The 15264-nt window shown below is 59.4% G+C and carries 13 protein-coding genes; all 13 read right to left on the minus strand.

All coding sequences use genetic code 11. The annotated features are described in order from the left end of the window. Nucleotides 1-82: 82 nt before the first annotated feature. Nucleotides 83-2221 (minus strand): hypothetical protein, encoded by a 2139-nt coding sequence (locus tag FAES_RS22060; protein WP_015333402.1) that lies wholly within the window; start codon nt 2219-2221, stop codon nt 83-85. A 40-nt stretch (nt 2222-2261) separates the two neighbouring features. Continuing rightward, the gene (locus tag FAES_RS22065; RefSeq protein ID WP_015333403.1) at nt 2262-3167 is read right to left on the minus strand and encodes an NADP-dependent oxidoreductase; all 906 of its coding nucleotides are present in this window, start codon (nt 3165-3167) and stop codon (nt 2262-2264) included. Between the two features lie 106 nt (nt 3168-3273). Next, nucleotides 3274-3819 (minus strand): hypothetical protein, encoded by a 546-nt coding sequence (locus tag FAES_RS22070; protein WP_015333404.1) that lies wholly within the window; start codon nt 3817-3819, stop codon nt 3274-3276. 27 nt (nt 3820-3846) lie between these two features. Further along, nucleotides 3847-4185, minus strand: a complete 339-nt coding sequence (locus FAES_RS22075; RefSeq protein ID WP_015333405.1) for a YrdB family protein — start codon at nt 4183-4185, stop codon at nt 3847-3849. Nucleotides 4186-4218: 33 nt separating this feature from the next. Continuing rightward, nucleotides 4219-5055 carry a ThuA domain-containing protein gene (locus FAES_RS22080; RefSeq protein ID WP_015333406.1) on the minus strand — a complete coding sequence of 279 codons (837 nt, stop codon included), beginning with the start codon at nt 5053-5055 and terminating at the stop codon, nt 4219-4221. A 368-nt stretch (nt 5056-5423) separates the two neighbouring features. Further along, nucleotides 5424-6482: an endo-1,4-beta-xylanase gene (locus tag FAES_RS22085; RefSeq protein WP_015333407.1), complete on the minus strand. Its 1059-nt coding sequence runs from the start codon at nt 6480-6482 to the stop codon at nt 5424-5426. A 239-nt stretch (nt 6483-6721) separates the two neighbouring features. Further along, nucleotides 6722-8266: an alpha-N-arabinofuranosidase gene (locus tag FAES_RS22090; protein ID WP_041259329.1), complete on the minus strand. Its 1545-nt coding sequence runs from the start codon at nt 8264-8266 to the stop codon at nt 6722-6724. 77 nt (nt 8267-8343) lie between these two features. Next, nucleotides 8344-9396, minus strand: a complete 1053-nt coding sequence (locus tag FAES_RS22095) for a glycoside hydrolase family 43 protein (protein WP_015333409.1) — start codon at nt 9394-9396, stop codon at nt 8344-8346. A 42-nt stretch (nt 9397-9438) separates the two neighbouring features. Next, nucleotides 9439-10290: a pirin family protein gene (locus FAES_RS22100; protein ID WP_015333410.1), complete on the minus strand. Its 852-nt coding sequence runs from the start codon at nt 10288-10290 to the stop codon at nt 9439-9441. Between the two features lie 23 nt (nt 10291-10313). Further along, nucleotides 10314-10718: a Dabb family protein gene (locus tag FAES_RS22105; protein WP_015333411.1), complete on the minus strand. Its 405-nt coding sequence runs from the start codon at nt 10716-10718 to the stop codon at nt 10314-10316. A gap of 164 nt (nt 10719-10882) precedes the next feature. Further along, on the minus strand, nt 10883-11686 hold the full coding sequence (locus FAES_RS22110) for an SDR family NAD(P)-dependent oxidoreductase (protein ID WP_015333412.1): 804 nt from the start codon (nt 11684-11686) through the stop codon (nt 10883-10885). Continuing rightward, entirely contained in the window at nt 11686-13803 is a 2118-nt protein-coding gene (locus FAES_RS22115; protein ID WP_015333413.1) for an alpha-glucuronidase family glycosyl hydrolase, read from the minus strand. The genes FAES_RS22110 and FAES_RS22115 overlap by 1 nt, the downstream gene beginning before the upstream one ends. Before the next feature lie 36 nt (nt 13804-13839). Then, on the minus strand, nt 13840-15096 hold the full coding sequence (gene uxuA / locus FAES_RS22120) for a mannonate dehydratase (protein ID WP_015333414.1): 1257 nt from the start codon (nt 15094-15096) through the stop codon (nt 13840-13842). Between the last annotated feature and the right edge of the window lie 168 nt (nt 15097-15264).

Consider the following 15264-nt stretch of genomic DNA (forward strand, 5'->3'; position numbering starts at 1 on the left):
GACGAGTGTACCCACACGACCCGGGTTACAGTAAGTCGTTGCAACGGTAGGTATTAAGGTATGTTAAAATGTCGCCTATCCCCTACGGCATGGGGTGCAGCCCTTCCCAACGTACCTGCCAGCGACCATCTTTTGGAAAACCGGGCGTGGGTGTCTGGTTGCCGTCGTAACCCGCGCAGAGCAAGGCCATTGCCGCCAGCAGGCCCCCGTTGCCGGGCAAATACAGCGTCAGGCGGGGCGTCTGGTAATTGTGTCCGTTGATCAGGTACGTATTGGTCGTGACATTCCTCAGCAGCGCGTCGATGGCGTTATCGGGCCGACCGAGGCGGGCCGCCGTCATGGCGACCAGCGGGAAATCCCAGCCCCAGGTATGATTCCAGTGCCAGACCTGCTCCACCCGGTCGTAGGTACGTTGCATCACCGCCGGGTCCACCACGCCGTTGGGCGGCAGCGTGCTCATTGCGGCCAACACCGCCGGGTGGTCGATGGTGTAGGCGCTGTTGGGGCCATACGAGTCGGTCACGTTTTCGGCGGCTTTGTAGAGGCCATCCTGTTGGGCCAGTGGGGCCAGCCCGTCGATCACGCGCTGCCAGTCGGGATTGGGCGGCAGGCCCAGCCGCTGCCGCCAGCGTTGCGCCGTTTGCAGCCCCCACCGCCAGTAGGCCAGTTCGTAAGGCGGGTTCACCGTCTGCACAGGATCGAAACATTCCTGCGCCGGAATCACGCCCTTTCCCAGGTCATAGCCGCCCGTGGCGGGGTTGAGGTGCGCAAACGACGCCATGAAATCGGCGGTAGCGAACAGGATGTCGCGGTAGCGCTGCAACACCGCGCGGTCGGGTTTATTGCGGTAAATTAGTTCGGCCAGGTAGATGGGATGCGGCTGCTGCCAGATCAGAAACGACCCCACCGACGACGCCGTTTCGCCCCCCTCGGGATCGGTCATTTTGGGCCAGCGCACCCCGGCGTAGCCCTGCCGGGTGGCGATGGCGCGGGCGGTGGGCAGGGCGCGATCATACCAGCCCATGCTGTTTTCGAGCAGTTCGGTCCGGCCCCAGAGCGCGTAGTGGGCGGCGTGCCACCAGTACATTTCCATGTGCGGTTTACCAAACCAGCTGTTGTAGGTGAGGCCGGTTTCCTGCGGGGGCGACGTACACGCACACTGCACGCGGGTGAGGTATTGCGAGAGCACCACGCGCCGCTCCAGTTCGTGGGCGCGCGGGTCGGTGCTGCCGCTCAGGTCCACCGCCCCACCCGACAGCCAGAACGCCCGCCAGCCCGCGCGGCTGCTTTGGGCGACCGCCGTAAAGTCAGGTACGTTGGCAACCGCTTTGGGCGAAAACTGAACGCTGATCCCAAACGCTTCACCCCCGCCGGGCGTCAGCGTGTAGTCGTGCGGGGCGTTGTTGCGGAGCGTGACCGCACCGAGCCAGCGAGCCGTCACTACGTAGCTGTCGGCGTCGAGCTGACGGCTGAAACGGGCCGAATTGAGCGTCGGCAGGGTTAATTGCGTCTGATGGTCGGCGGCGTGGGTGTAGTTGACGCCCATGTCGGAAAAGGCGTTGGTCGGGTACGGAAACCGGACACGTACCTGAATGCGCTTAGCCCGCAGCAATGTCGAAACCACGCGCACGGCAACCACATCCTGACTCGCGTGGGCGCAGGTGGTGACGCTGATGGGCGACCCTTCGACAACGAATGAGCTGCTGATTTCGCCCGTCCACACATCGAGTTGCTGCCGTACCTGTTGCAGGTCAGCCAGTTGGGCGGGCTTCCCGTCGCGTTTCAGAATTACCAGCCCCACATTGCCCAGTTGCAGTCGGTGCGGGTTTTGGCGGAAATAATCGGCGGCTCCCTGCGCCCGGCCAGGTTCGCGGCCCTGCACAGCATAGGGCCGATCGTTCCCGTTGAACGAATACGGTTTCAGGCATTCGTCGAACCGGTACTGACCCGTATTGGGGAAGCGATGCCAGCCCCAGTCGGACTGCGTACCCAGCGGAATGCCGTGGGCGTAGGCTTCGGGAAACGATTGCAGGCCCGTGGCGTCGACCGTGAAGGCAAACCGGCCGTTCCCGACAGTGAGCGACCCCAGCGTGTCGGGGCGGGTCAGCACCACCCGGTGCCGATTCACCACGGCCTGCCGGTCGATGGGCGTTGCGCGGGATTGGGCCAGACTCACGAGCGCGCAAAGCGTCAGCAGGAAGGTCAGGGGTAAGCGGTGCATACGGGCTTTTAGCCTGCATAAGACCGCTTACCCCGTCTGGCTACTGAACCAGCAACACGTTCTTGCCTTTGGAATGGCCCAGTTTCTGGTACGCCAACGCTTCTTTGGCGGCGGTCAGGGCAAATTGCCGGTCGATCACCACCTTCAGTACGCCCTGCTCGATCAGCCCGACGAGCTGTTTTAGTTGCTCGGCGTCGGCATGAAACAGAAAATGCTGGGCCGTAATGCCGTGTTGTTCGGCCAGCCCTTCCACGGGTTTGGCGGTAATGGTCACGTAGCGGCCACCCGGTTTCAGCAGCGGAATCGTCTGCGCCGACGTACCCATGCTATCGAACACGGCATCAAAATCGGCGGGCAGGCTGTCGTAGCCATCATGGTAATCGACTACCTCATCGGCACCGGCTTCCCGCACGAAGGCTTCGTTTTTCTCCGACGCCACGGCCACTACCCGCGCGCCTTTCCACTTGGCCAGTTGCACGGCGAAATAGCCCACGCCCCCCGCCGCCGCCTGAATCAGGACTTTATGGCCGGGCTGAATGGTCAGTTTGTCGAACAACCCCTGCCAGGCCGTCAGCCCCGCCAGCGGAATCGCGGCCGCTTCGGCAAACGACAGGTTGGTGGGCTTGAGCGCCAGATGTTCTGGCTCCGTAACGATGTACTCGGCAAACGCGCCCTGTTTGGCCCATTCGAGCGACCCGATCACTTCGTCGCCCACGGCAAAGGTTGTCACGTCGGCGCCAACCTGCTCCACCACCCCGGCGATGTCGGTGCCGATGATGTGGGGCATCTGAAAAATACCGTTTATCACCCCTTTCCAGTCAACGGGATTGATGCCACAGGCATGCACACGCACCAGTACCTGACCGGCATTGGGCGTGGGTACGTCGAGGTCCTGCACCTGAATGTTGTCCAGCGACCCTTTTTCACTAATGGTAATGGCTGTCATTGTATGAAGCGGGCCGCGTTACGCCGACCCTACCCGTTGGACACGAAACCCGCTGTTATGGTTCTCGTGGCGGGTGGGTTTTGTACAGGTGCGGTTAGCGCCAACCCTAGTCGTCGCCGTAGATCAGCTTGCCGGTGATGGGCAGGCGTTTGCCGCGCAGGTCGCTCATGGGCCCCTCCACAATGCCACAATCCAGCAGGTTATCCGGCGACGACCGGCGACCGCTGTAGACGTTGACGAGCAGGCGGATGTCTTTATCGGCCAGCGCGTCGTAGTCTTTTCGGGCAAATTTGAGGTTTTCGAAGGTGGCTACCCGGGCCGTCGTCAACTCGATTTTCTGATCCTTCACACCCACTTCGCCCGATTCCAGAAATTCCTGACTCGTGGTGTCTTTAGGCGTGCCGCTGAAAAAGGCCGCCACGATCACCGTTTCTTTATCTGCTTTCAGTTTCGCTTCGGCTTTGGGGCTCAGTTGCAGGGCGATGGTCACGCGGGGAATCACCACCGAGTCCCCGTCGAGTTGATAATAACCTATATCAGACGCGATAGCGGTTGTTTTGGGGCTATCGGTGGCGGTATTGTTTCGCTCGGTACGTGATGAGCAGGCGGCGACAAACAGCGCTATGGCAAACAGAAACCGGTGGGCGGTCATGCGCAGTTGGGGAAGGCTTGGGATGGTTTACTGCTTGTAAAGAAACGCAATCAGCACACTGACGAGGGCCAGGCCAGCAAAAAGTAACCCGGCGGTGTGGCGTCCGGTCAGGTACAGCAGCCACGCGCCTATCAGGAAGAAGGCGATCTCAAACACGAGCCGCCCCGCAAAGGGTAGCCGGTAGGCCGACCGGGGTGCGGCAAACACCCCCCAGAGGGTTATGCCCAGCAGCGTTAGCCCAATGGCAAACAGGTACTTGGTCAGGGTGGTGCGGCCCTGCTGAAACCCCCAGGTGGCCAGACTGGCAAACAGGGCCAATTCCAGCAGAAACGCCAGCCCCAGATTGATCGTTTTGAGTAGGTTCATAACGAATCGTGGCCTTTCGAGCCGTACAGGTTCTTATTGCTTACGACCCAGCCACAGCAAGCCGTTGACAATCAACTGGTTTTGCGCCGGGCTCTGAAACGACGACGACAGTTCGCGGTTGGTTTTGTTTTCGTAGTCGATGTCGTTGTGGCCCATGTTCACGTACAGCATCCGGTACTTGCGGTTGGTCCAGACAACAGGGTAATAACCACTGTGCCAGATTTCATGGGGTTTCGGGCCGGTGCCCAGCGGAAAGCTTTTGGCGTCGATCGCCAGCAGAATGTCGATGTCGGGGTTCTGGCGCAGGTCGTTTTGCCAGCGGTACCATTCGTTCGGTGTAGACTGGAAGGTGGTGGGTAAGCCCTTCGTGACGGGGTGGGTCGGGTCTTCGACGTGCAGGATGGCGGCGGTGGGTCGCCAGGTATTGCTGCCGTATTGGCCTGACCCCAGCAACTGGTTGTGGTACCAGTCCCAGTTTTGTGGGTACGTCGAGGGCGTCAGGGCGAAGGCGGCGAAGTGGAAGCCCAACCAGGCCCCGCCCCCTTCCAGGTACGTCTGAAACGCGGCGCGTTGTTCGGGTTTCTCGGGGCGGGTATCCAGAAAGACAACGACCTGATAGTTGGCCAGAAATGACGCGTTCAGGTCGGCCCAGTTGCTGGTCGAGTCGTAGCGAAAGCCGTGCTCGGTACCCATTTTGGCCAGCCATCGGTTAGCTTCGTGTACAAAGCTGATGTGCGCCGGATCGTTTTTGGCCGTGTAAAACCCAACGACCTTAAACGGCTGGGTACGTCCATACTGGGTACGTGGTTGGGCTTGGGTGATCGTGCTTACGAGCAAGATGAAAAAGACTATCAGATAGCGGCCGGGCATTGGCGTATTGAAAACTTGGCTGTTTTCTAGAGACGGATAACAATGCCCTTTCTACCCGGTTTTTTGACTTTTTTGTCATTCCGAGGCACGAGGAATATTACGTTCTCGCGGCTTTTGAGTCAGCACGCATCAAGATTCCTCGTCCCTCGGAATGACAAAGAGCCTATTCCGGCGTGAATTGTAAATGGTATTTTTTGTCATCCCGACGGAAAGAGGGATCTCGAAGCGCCCCTACCCACAAGCAGGGAAATCTTAAGATCCCTCCTTCCGTCGGGATGACAAAAAATCTCCACACAAATTCCTATTGGTCAGCGCATTAACCTGTAAACTCGCTGCAAATCAGGCAATTCTACCAGTAGTCATTCCACTCAGAATTTTACGACACCCTCGTAGGCTTTTTTGGGTTTCCCGTCTTTGTCGAATAGCAGCGGGTAATCTTTGCGGCCGGGGACGGGGAAGTTGTCGAGCCACGAGTAGCGATCGGAGAGGTTCCAGAACGTGACGCCGGTGATGGTTTTGCGGTGCTTACGGAACACGTCGAACAGCATTTTGTAATGCGCAGCCTGTTTGTCGTTCATCTCGGGCGTAAACTCGCTCTTGTCAGTGTCGCGGCGCTCGCGGCGTTCGTGCTCTTTAGGATACACCGACACGTCGAGTTCGGTGATCTGCACCTTCAGACCCAGGCCAGCGAATTTGGTGATCGACTCTTCCAACTCCTGTCGGGTCGGCTCGAAAATCGACCAGTGCGCCTGCAACCCAACGCCGTTGATGGGTACGTTCCGGGCTTTCAGCTTTTTCAATACCTGATAAATCTTCTCCCGTTTCGCGGCGCTCTCGGTGTTGTAATCGTTGTAGAAAAGCTGCGCCGAGGGGTCGGCCTCGTGGGCATACTGGAAGGCTTTTTCGATGTAATCCTCGCCAATGATCTCGTAAAATTTCGACTTCCGGTAAATGCCGGTTCCGGTGTCGGGCACGGCTTCGTTGACCACATCCCAGGCGTAGATTTTGCCTTTGTAGTGGCCCATCACATCGGTAATGTGCTGTTTCAGGCGGGCGAGCAGTACCTCACGGCTCACCTGCTTCCCTGTCGAGTCGGTAAAGAACCACCGGGGCGTCTGGTTGTGCCAGCAGAGCGTATGACCACGCAGCTTGATGTTATTCTGCTGGGCGAAGTCGGCGATGGCGTCGGCATCTTTCCAGTAGTAGCGGTTCGGCTCCGGGTGAATCGGCCCCATCTTCATGGCGTTTTCGGGCGTCATGCTGTTGAACTGCGCCTTGATCAAGTCGGCGTCGGGGCCGGGCTGCACCATACGCTGATTCACCGCCACCCCGATGGGGAAGTAGTTTTTGTAATAGTCTTTCAGCCCTTTTTCGGGGGCAATGAACGCCGATACCAGCGTCAGCAGAGCAAGTGAAACGATGCGCATAGTTGTGTTTGTTTGACCCCACCCCCTGCCCCCTCCCCTTGGTTAAGGGGAGGGGGTTTTAGCGGGCGAAAGCTCATTTTAGCCGAACTTGATGAAGTGGTTGAACTGGTAAGCCTCATCTTAAGATGGCGGGGCAGGTAGCTCGTTTTAAACAAACCTGATTCAGTGGCTAGACTAGCCAACCTCCCCTCCCCTGCTTTCAGGGGAGGGGCCGGGGCGGTCCCGCGTCCGGGTGGGTCCTACTTCACTTCCAGCACGACCACCGAGAACGGCGGGAGCGAAACGGTGAGCTTGTCGCCGTCGCGTTTGAAGCCGGAAAAGGCAGTTGGTGCTACCTTATTGGGCTGGGCAAAGGTGTTATGGTCCTGCAATTTGGTCGATGTCAGCACGCGGCCGGTGATGGTGCCCGCGGGCAGGCCGTTCAAGTCAACGGTTACATCGTTGGCCTTCTTGGCGTCGATGTTTACCAGCGAGACGTGGACGCGGTTTTGCCGGTCTTTCGAAGCGGATACCGACACGGCGGGGAGTTTGTCGCCGCCCAGTTTATAGTCTTCCGATTTCACCTCCACGGGCAGCAGCGTGGCGTCGTGGTGAACGGTGTACATCTCCATCACGTGGTACGTCGGTGTCAGCAGCATCTTGTTGCCTTCGGTCAGGATCACCGCCTGCAACACGTTGATGGCCTGGGCCAGGTTGGCCATTTTCACCCGGTCGCAGTGGTTGTTGAACGTATTGAGCGTGGTGCCGGCAATCATGGCGTCGCGCAGGGTATTCTGCTGGTACAGAAACGCGCTGTTGGTGCCCGGCTCCACGTCATACCAGCCGCCCCATTCGTCGACGAGCAGGGCCACTTTTTTCTTCGGATCGTACTTGTCCATGACGGCCGAGTGCTTCGTCACCAATTCTTCCATCAGCAGGGCCTGCTTCATGGTCTTCATGTACGTCTCCTCATCGAAAGTCGTCGACGGGCCTTTTTTAGCCCATTCGATCACCGAGTAATGGTGCAGGGCCACGGCGTCGAGCAGCGAATGCGGAATGTTCTTCATCAGCGTTTCGGTCCAGGTGTAGTCGCCGTCGCTGGCACCCGACGCAATGCGGAAGAGACTGTAGTCCTTGCTGCCGTTGCTCATGAACGTCGCAAACTGCCGGTAGAGGTTAGCGTAGTAGTCGGCGGTCATGTTGCCGCCGCAGCCCCAGGCCTCGTTGCCGATCCCCCAGTATTTCACGTTCCAGGGTTCGGTGCGGCCGTTTTGCTGACGCAGTTCGGGCATGGGGCTGCTGCCGTTGGGGTGCGTGGTGTACTTGATCCAGTCGGCGAGTTCCTGCGGGGTGCCGCTGCCCACGTTGGCCGACAGGTACGGCTCGGTGCCCAGCAGTTCGCACATGTTCAGAAACTCGTGGGTGCCGAAGCTGTTGTCTTCACGCACGTTGCCCCACCAGATGTTGAGCATCGATGGCCGCGATTTCTTCGGCCCGACGCCGTCGCGCCAGTGATAGGTGTCGGCGAAGCAGCCACCCGGCCAGCGGAGGTTCGGGATCTTGAGCTTTTTCAGCGCCTGTACCACGTCGGTTCGGACGCCGTTGATGTTGGGAATGGTTTTGTTGCCCTCGCCCACGTAGAACCCGTCGTAGATACAGCGCCCGAGGTGCTCGGCAAAGTGCCCGTAAATCTGGCGGCTGATGGTGTCTTTACCCGTTTTGGCGATCGAGACCCGGTTTTGTGCCAGCAGGCTCAGCGGGGCCAGCGCCGAGGCGAGGGTGATTAGTCGTAAGAAACGCTTCATAAAGCAGATGGTCATTAAGGCGTTAGCAGCGGTCGTACCACAGGGCTTTTGGCCCCGCGGTACGACCCGGTAATGGCTTATTTGTAGGCGTCGATGGTCTTGATGGTACCGTCGGGGTTGTAGGTCAGTTCGGTCACCTTCACGTTGCGCAGGGGTGTTTTGCCCGACAGTTGCACGTCGTGGTAGAACAGGTACCATTTCGGGCCAACCTGCACGATCGAGTGGTGGTTGGTCCAGCCCAGCACGGGCTTCAGCACGACGCCTTTGTAGGTAAACGGTCCGTAGGGATTGTCACCGATGGCGTAGCAGATGTTATGCGTGTCGCCAGTCGAGTACGAGAAGTAGTACTTGCCGTTGTACTTATGAATCCAGGCGGCTTCGAAAAAGCGTTTGTCGTTGTCTTTCTCCGTGAACGGCTTACCGTCAGCGCCAACCAGCTTGATCTCTTTCACGGGCTCGGCAAACTCCTTCATGTCGGCATTCAGACGAGCGACGCGGGGCAGGTAGGCCAGTTCATTTGGCTTTTTCAACGCACCTTTCGCGTTGTACTTGTTGCCGGTCCAGCGCTGTAACTGTCCGCCCCAGATCCCCCCAAAATACAGATACGCTTTGCCGTCGGTATCCTGAAACACGGTCGGGTCGATGCTGTAGCTGCCTTTGATGGGCGCGGGCTCTGGTTTGAAAGGGCCGGTGGGGCTTTTGCTCGTGGCTACGCCGATGCGGAAGATGTCCTGCTTGTCTTTGACGGGGAAATACAGGTAGTAGGTTCCGTTTTTGTAGGTCGCATCGGGCGCCCACAGTTGCCGACCCGCCCAGGGAATGTCTTTGAGGCGAAGCGCCACGCCGTTGTCTTTTACCGGCCCGCCGATTTTGTCCATCGACAGGATGTGGTAGTCGTTCATGACGAAGTGCCCGCCATCATCATCTTCCTTGACGTTGACCGCCTCGATGTCGTGCGACGGATAAATGTAAATCTTGCCGTTGAACACGTGCGCCGAGGGATCGGCGGTATAGATATTCGAGATCAGCGGCTGCGAAATCGGGTTTTTTCCGCCGTTCGTCTGCGCCACGGTGGCGAGTGAGCAGCCCAGCAGGGCCACGAGTGCGAGTGTAGTTTGGGTACGTTGCATGCGTTTTAGTTGATAGTGGTTCGATAAGTTCCTCCAGCGGGGTTAGCCCTTCCAGGTGCCGAATTTGCCCAGTTGGTAATCGCGGTAGGCGTCCATAATTTCCTGCTCCGAGTTCATGACGAATGGGCCGCGGGCCACCACCGGCTCATTGAAGGGCACGGCATGCCCGAAGAGCAGGAGCGCGTCGGTCGTGGCCGTTACCTCGAGACTGTCGCCGTCGGGGTTGAACGTAACCAGCTGGCGCTGATCGACGGTTTGCCCGTTGACGGTGAGACTCCCCCGAATGACGTAGAACAGGATGTTGCGATCGGCAGCCACGGGCAGCCTGATTTGCCCACCCGGCTGGAAGGCGATGGTGCTGAGAAAGACGTCGCTAAGCGTGTTGAACGCGCCGGGCTGTCCTTCCCAAACGCCAGAAACGAGGTTCAGGTCGACACCGGCACTAACCGGAATCGCCGGAATCTGCTCTTTTTGCAGGCCTTCGTAGGCGGGTTCGGTCAGTTTGAGGCGGGCAGGCAGGTTGACCCACAGTTGCAAGATTTCGAGCGGCCCACCCTCGGCCAGAAACCCGGCCGACGACACTTCGGCGTGGATCAGGCCCCGGCCCGCCGTCATCCACTGCACGCCTCCGGCCGTAATCACGCTCTGGTAGCCCTGCGAATCTTTGTGCATGATGTCGCCGTCTACAATGAACGTCACGGTTTCCATGCCCCGGTGCGGGTGCGGCCCAAATGGCAGGCCGTTATTGCGCGGTGGGTACGTCTGGTAGCCGTGGTGGTTCAGAAACAGAAACGGGTCGATCTGCGCCAGTTGCCGGGTGGGCAGGGGCGAGTAGGTGATCAGGTCAGCTATGGGGCTGTATTCGGCCGGATGGATGTTGTTGATGCTGCGCATGGGGGTTACGAACTGGTGTGGGCTTACATCGTCACCGAGTCATAGACGACGACCTTGCTCCAGAGGTGCTTGTTTTTCTCGACAAACTGCAGGTGAATCGGGTGTTTCTGGTACACCTCCTCTTCTTCCAGGTTATCAAAAAACAAGAGCCACGACACCTGATACGACCGTTCGATGACGTCGCGGTTGGTGGTGGCGGGCGTGCCGATAAAGTGTTGCCGGATCACGGGCACTTTGCTCAGCGCCTGAAGGGCACTTACCAGCTGCTTTTTGTCGGCCTCGCTGTTAGGGTTGGTGAGCCAGAAATAGACGTGGTGCACAAACGGCTTCGCGGGAATTTTGTCAGGTACGTTGCCAGCCTGCGTGGCCAGTAGCCCACCCGCCGCGAGCGTCTGCGGGGTCTGTTCAATAAATTGTCGACGGTTCATTATGGGAAGATACTTGATTGATTAGTAGTCGTTTGTGGTCATTGGTGGTCATTGGTGGTCATTGGTAGTCATTCGTGGTCATTCGTTGTACAAAACAATCAATGACTATAAATGACAACGAATGACCACCAATGACCCGCAGCGGCGGACCGCATCAATGACTCCTAAAACCCAATGGAGTTGCCGCCATCGACGGGGAGTGAGACGCCGGTGACGTATTTGGCGGCTTCAGAGGCCAGGAACACGGCCGCCCAGCCGATGTCTTCGGGCTGGCCGAATTTGCCCATCGGGGTGCGGCGCATAGCGCGGGCGAAGCGGTCGGGGTCGCCGCCCATCGCGGTTTTGCTCATAGCCGTTTCGATGAATCCCGGTGCAATGGCGTTCACCCGAACGCCTTTGCCCGAAAACTCCGAGGCCAGCACTTTCACCATCCCTTCCACCGCCGATTTGGACGCCGCGTAGGCCACCACCCGGTCGATGCCATAGTAGGCCGCCATGGAAGAGATCATGATGATGGAGCCGCTGCCCCGCTGGAGCATGCGGGCGGCGCAGGTACGTGTCAGCGAGAAAACGGCGTTCAGATTGGTGTGCACGATGCGGTCGAAATCGGCGTCGGTGACTTCCAGCGCGGGCTTTTTCAGATTGATGCCCGCGTTGTTGACCAGGATGTCGATGGGGCCGTAGGTACGTTCGATGTCGTCGACCAGCGCCTCCAGGGCATCGCGCTCGGTGACGTCGTTGACCCGGTAAAAGGCCTGCTCGCCGAGTGTGGCGATGGCGTCTTGCAGGGGTTGCTCGCGGCGGCCCGTGATGACCACTTCAGCCCCGGCCGCCACCATGCAGCGGGCGATGTCGAACCCGATACCGCTCCCTCCGCCGGTGATGAGGGCGCGTTTGCCCGCCAGTGAAAACACCGTTTGAAGCGCGGTAGCCGGGGCGGGGGCGGCCTGTTGTCCGTTTGAATGCATTAGCGTAATAAATAAATGTCAACTGATTTTTTTACGTCGGTCAGCGTGCGATCCGGTTTTTTGAACGGAGCCGGGATGGGCTGCCGGGCAAAGGTCTGCAAATACAGCACCCAGGCGTCGCGCCACCAAAGGGCTTCTTTGTACTGAGTATCGAGCCGACCCGACACGTCGGCAAATAAAGCCGGATCGACGGCTGACTTTACCTGCGCCCACTCGCGCCGCATCCACTGCACCGAGTCGGCACCGGTATAGAAGCGGGTACAGAGTTCGTTCCAGAGCGTGCGGCCCGAGCTGAGCGGTTTGGTCCAGGGTACGTGGTGGAACCACAGCAGATACGGCAAGGGGCAGGTTTCGGGGTTTTCCCACTGCCGCCGCACCTCGGGCCGGTACTGCGCCAGCGCGTTGCTACCGGTAGGGGTTCGGTCGAAGCCCAGCCCAACGGAGTCGGCGCGGTGGTAATACACGGCGGTCCAGTCGGGGCGGGAGCTGTTGTTCTGCCAGGGCTCGGGGGCAAAATGCACGCCCGTCCAGGGGCGCGACAGGCCCAGCGGCGTGTTGTAGTCGACGTAGATATCCCGCGATTTCAGCAGCAGGTTCGTGATGCGTTTCACCGCCTGCGGTTCGCTTGTCAGGGTCATTCGCGTCCATTCGTTAGCGATGGCGTCCGACGAGAGCGTGTGATCCCAGGCCAGCCGCCCGAAGGCATACCAGTTGGCCTGCGCCAGCGGGTTGCCGGTCCAGTTGCGGTCAGAGCCCGTATTAGCCACGCCCGCCATGAGCGTTTGGGTCGGTCCGGCGTTCCGGTAGCCGTGCACACTGCCGTCGACCACCTTCGCCACGGTTGATCCTTTGCCGTTTACGTAGGTGTCGGCTTCCAGACATTCCTTGAACAGCGGCGCTTCGTAGACGGTATGGGTGGCAAAACCGAGGTATTCCTGCGTGATCTGAAACTCTATGCCCAGCGGTGTTTTGGGCATATTGCCGAACAACGGCGAGAACGGCTCACGCGGCTGAAAGTCGATCGGGCCGTTTTTAACCTGCACAATCACCTTCGGGTCGAACTGCCCGTCGAGCGGCGTAAACTCCTCGTGGGCGGCTTTGAAGCGGTCGGCTTTGGGATCGGCTTTGTAGACGAACGCCCGCCAGATGACCAGGCCGCTGTAGGGTTTCATGGCCGCCGCCAGCATGTTGGCGCCATCGGCGTGGGTACGTCCATAGTCCTGCGGGCCGGGTTCGCCTTCCGAATTGGCTTTCACCAGGAACCCGCCGAAATCGGGAATGTACCGGTGGATTTCGTTGACTTTATCGGCCCACCACTGCCGCACCTGCGGGTCAAGCGGATCGGAGGTTTTGAGGCCACCCAGCGTTTTGGGCGCGGCAAAATAGACCGATAGATAGACCTTGATACCGTAGGGCCGGAACACGTTGGCGAGTGCGGCTACTTTTTGCAGGTATTCGCCCGTCAGCAGGCGCGGGCTGGCGTTGACGTTGTTGACAACGGTGCCGTTGATACCCAGCGACGCGTTGGCGCGGGCGTAATCGCGGTAGCGCGGATCGACGGTTTCGGGCAGTTCATACCATTTCCAGAGCGTGCCGCCCGCGTAGCCCCGCTCGATGGCGCCGTTGGGGTTATCCCAATGGTTGAGCATGCGCAGCTTCACCTTCGGGTTGCTTGTCAGTGATACTTGGTCGATGGGTTGGCCCGTTTGCAGGTGACGCAACAGGGCAAAAGCGCCGTACAGCGCACCCGCATCGGTTTTGGCCGAAATAACGATGTTGTTCTGCCGACGGACGATCCGATACCCTTCGTCGTTGAGGCCCTGCACGTCGGCGCCCGACGGGGCTACGGTCAGCACAATACCGCCCGTTCGGCTTCCTGATTGAGCGACAACAGGCACGGCTTTACCTAATAGGCCCTGCAAGCCCGTCTGTAACTCCGTAACGGCTGATTGCAGGACGGGCGATGGCTTGTTTGCGGCAATGAACTGCGCGGAGCGGGCGTAGGCCGTGCGGCGGGGTATGTCGTTGATGAGGTCGTATTTCAGCCAGAGCCGGTAGCCGTCGTCGGCGTGCGCAAGCTGGGTCAGTAGTAACAGGCAAAGGAGTAATCGATACATAGTAGGTACGTTGTGGCGGAGTGGTTCAGCGTCAGCTTAGGCCATTTCGGCGCGTTGGTTTATCGGTTTTATTTCCTGAAGCATCCGTTCGATACCCAGTTCGAGGCCGCGCAGTTCGGCCAGCCCACGCAGGCGACCGATGGCCGAATAGCCTGGGTACGTTGGTTTACCCGAATGCAGGTCGTCGAGCATCTGATGGCCGTGATCGGGGCGCATCGGGATGGATGGCTCGCCGATGCCCGTCCGGGTACGTCGCTGCTGTTCGAGCACGATGGCCTTCACCACGGCGTACATATCGACATCGCCCGCCAGGTGGTCGGCTTCGAAAAAAGCGTTGTACCAGGGGCCGTCGGGCTGCTCGGATTTGGTGGTGCGCAGGTGCACAAAATGGATGCGTTCGCCAAACCGCCCGATCATGCCGGGCAGGTCGTTGTCGGGCCGGATGCCCAGCGAGCCGGTGCAGAAGGTGATGCCGTTGGCGACCACGTCGCAGGCGTCCATGAGCTGTTCCAGATCGGCCTCGGTGCTGACCACACGGGGTAACCCCAGCAACGGACGTGGCGGATCGTCGGGGTGGATGCAGAGGTTGACACCCACTTCCTGCGCTACCGGCGCCACCTGCTGAATGAAGTAGTACAGATTGGCGCGCAGTTCGGCATCGCCGATGGTGGCGTAGTGGTTCAGCAGCCCCTGAAACGTATCGAGCGTGAACGCTTCGTTGGAGCCGGGCAGGCCGAGCAACACGGTGTTGCGCAGGGTAGCGATGTCGGCGGGCGTCATCCGGGCAAACTCCTCACGAGCCGTCTGGATAACCTCGGGCTCGTAATCAGCTTCGGCACCGGGCCGTTTCAGAATGCACAGATCGAAAACGGCAAAATCCTGCCAGACGAAGCGTAGGGCCAGCGAGCCGTCGGGCATTTCGTAGTGCAGGTTGGTGCGCGACCAGTCGAGCACGGGCATGAAATTGTAGCAGACCGTTCGGATGCCGCAGGTTGCCAGATTACGAATCGACTGCTTGTAGTTTTCGATGAACGCCTCGCGCTCGGGCAGTCCTTTTTTGATGGCCTCGTGCACGGGCAGGCTTTCGACCACGGCCCAGTGCAGCGGTACATACCGGTCGTTATCCTGCTCGATCAGCCGGATGCGCTCCTGAATGGCCGCTACGGGCCAGACATCGCCCACCGGAAGTTGGTGCAGCGCTGTGACCACGCCGGTGCAACCGGCCTGCCGAATATCCATCAGCGACACCGGATCGTTCGGCCCGAACCAGCGCATCGTTTGTAGCATGCCCATTGATTAGTTGTGTTGGTGGGTTTAACTAGTGATTGACGTATAGTACTCTTTTTTTGTCATCCCGACCAGGACGCGTAGTCGTCAGGACGCATCTTCGGACTAGGCTGAAAACCTCCGGCTACAGGCGATTCCTTCTGTAGCCGGGATGACAAAAAACGGCCTTCTAGC

Origin of the sequence: Fibrella aestuarina BUZ 2, assembly GCF_000331105.1 — a bacterium.
Lineage (GTDB): Bacteria > Bacteroidota > Bacteroidia > Cytophagales > Spirosomataceae > Fibrella > Fibrella aestuarina.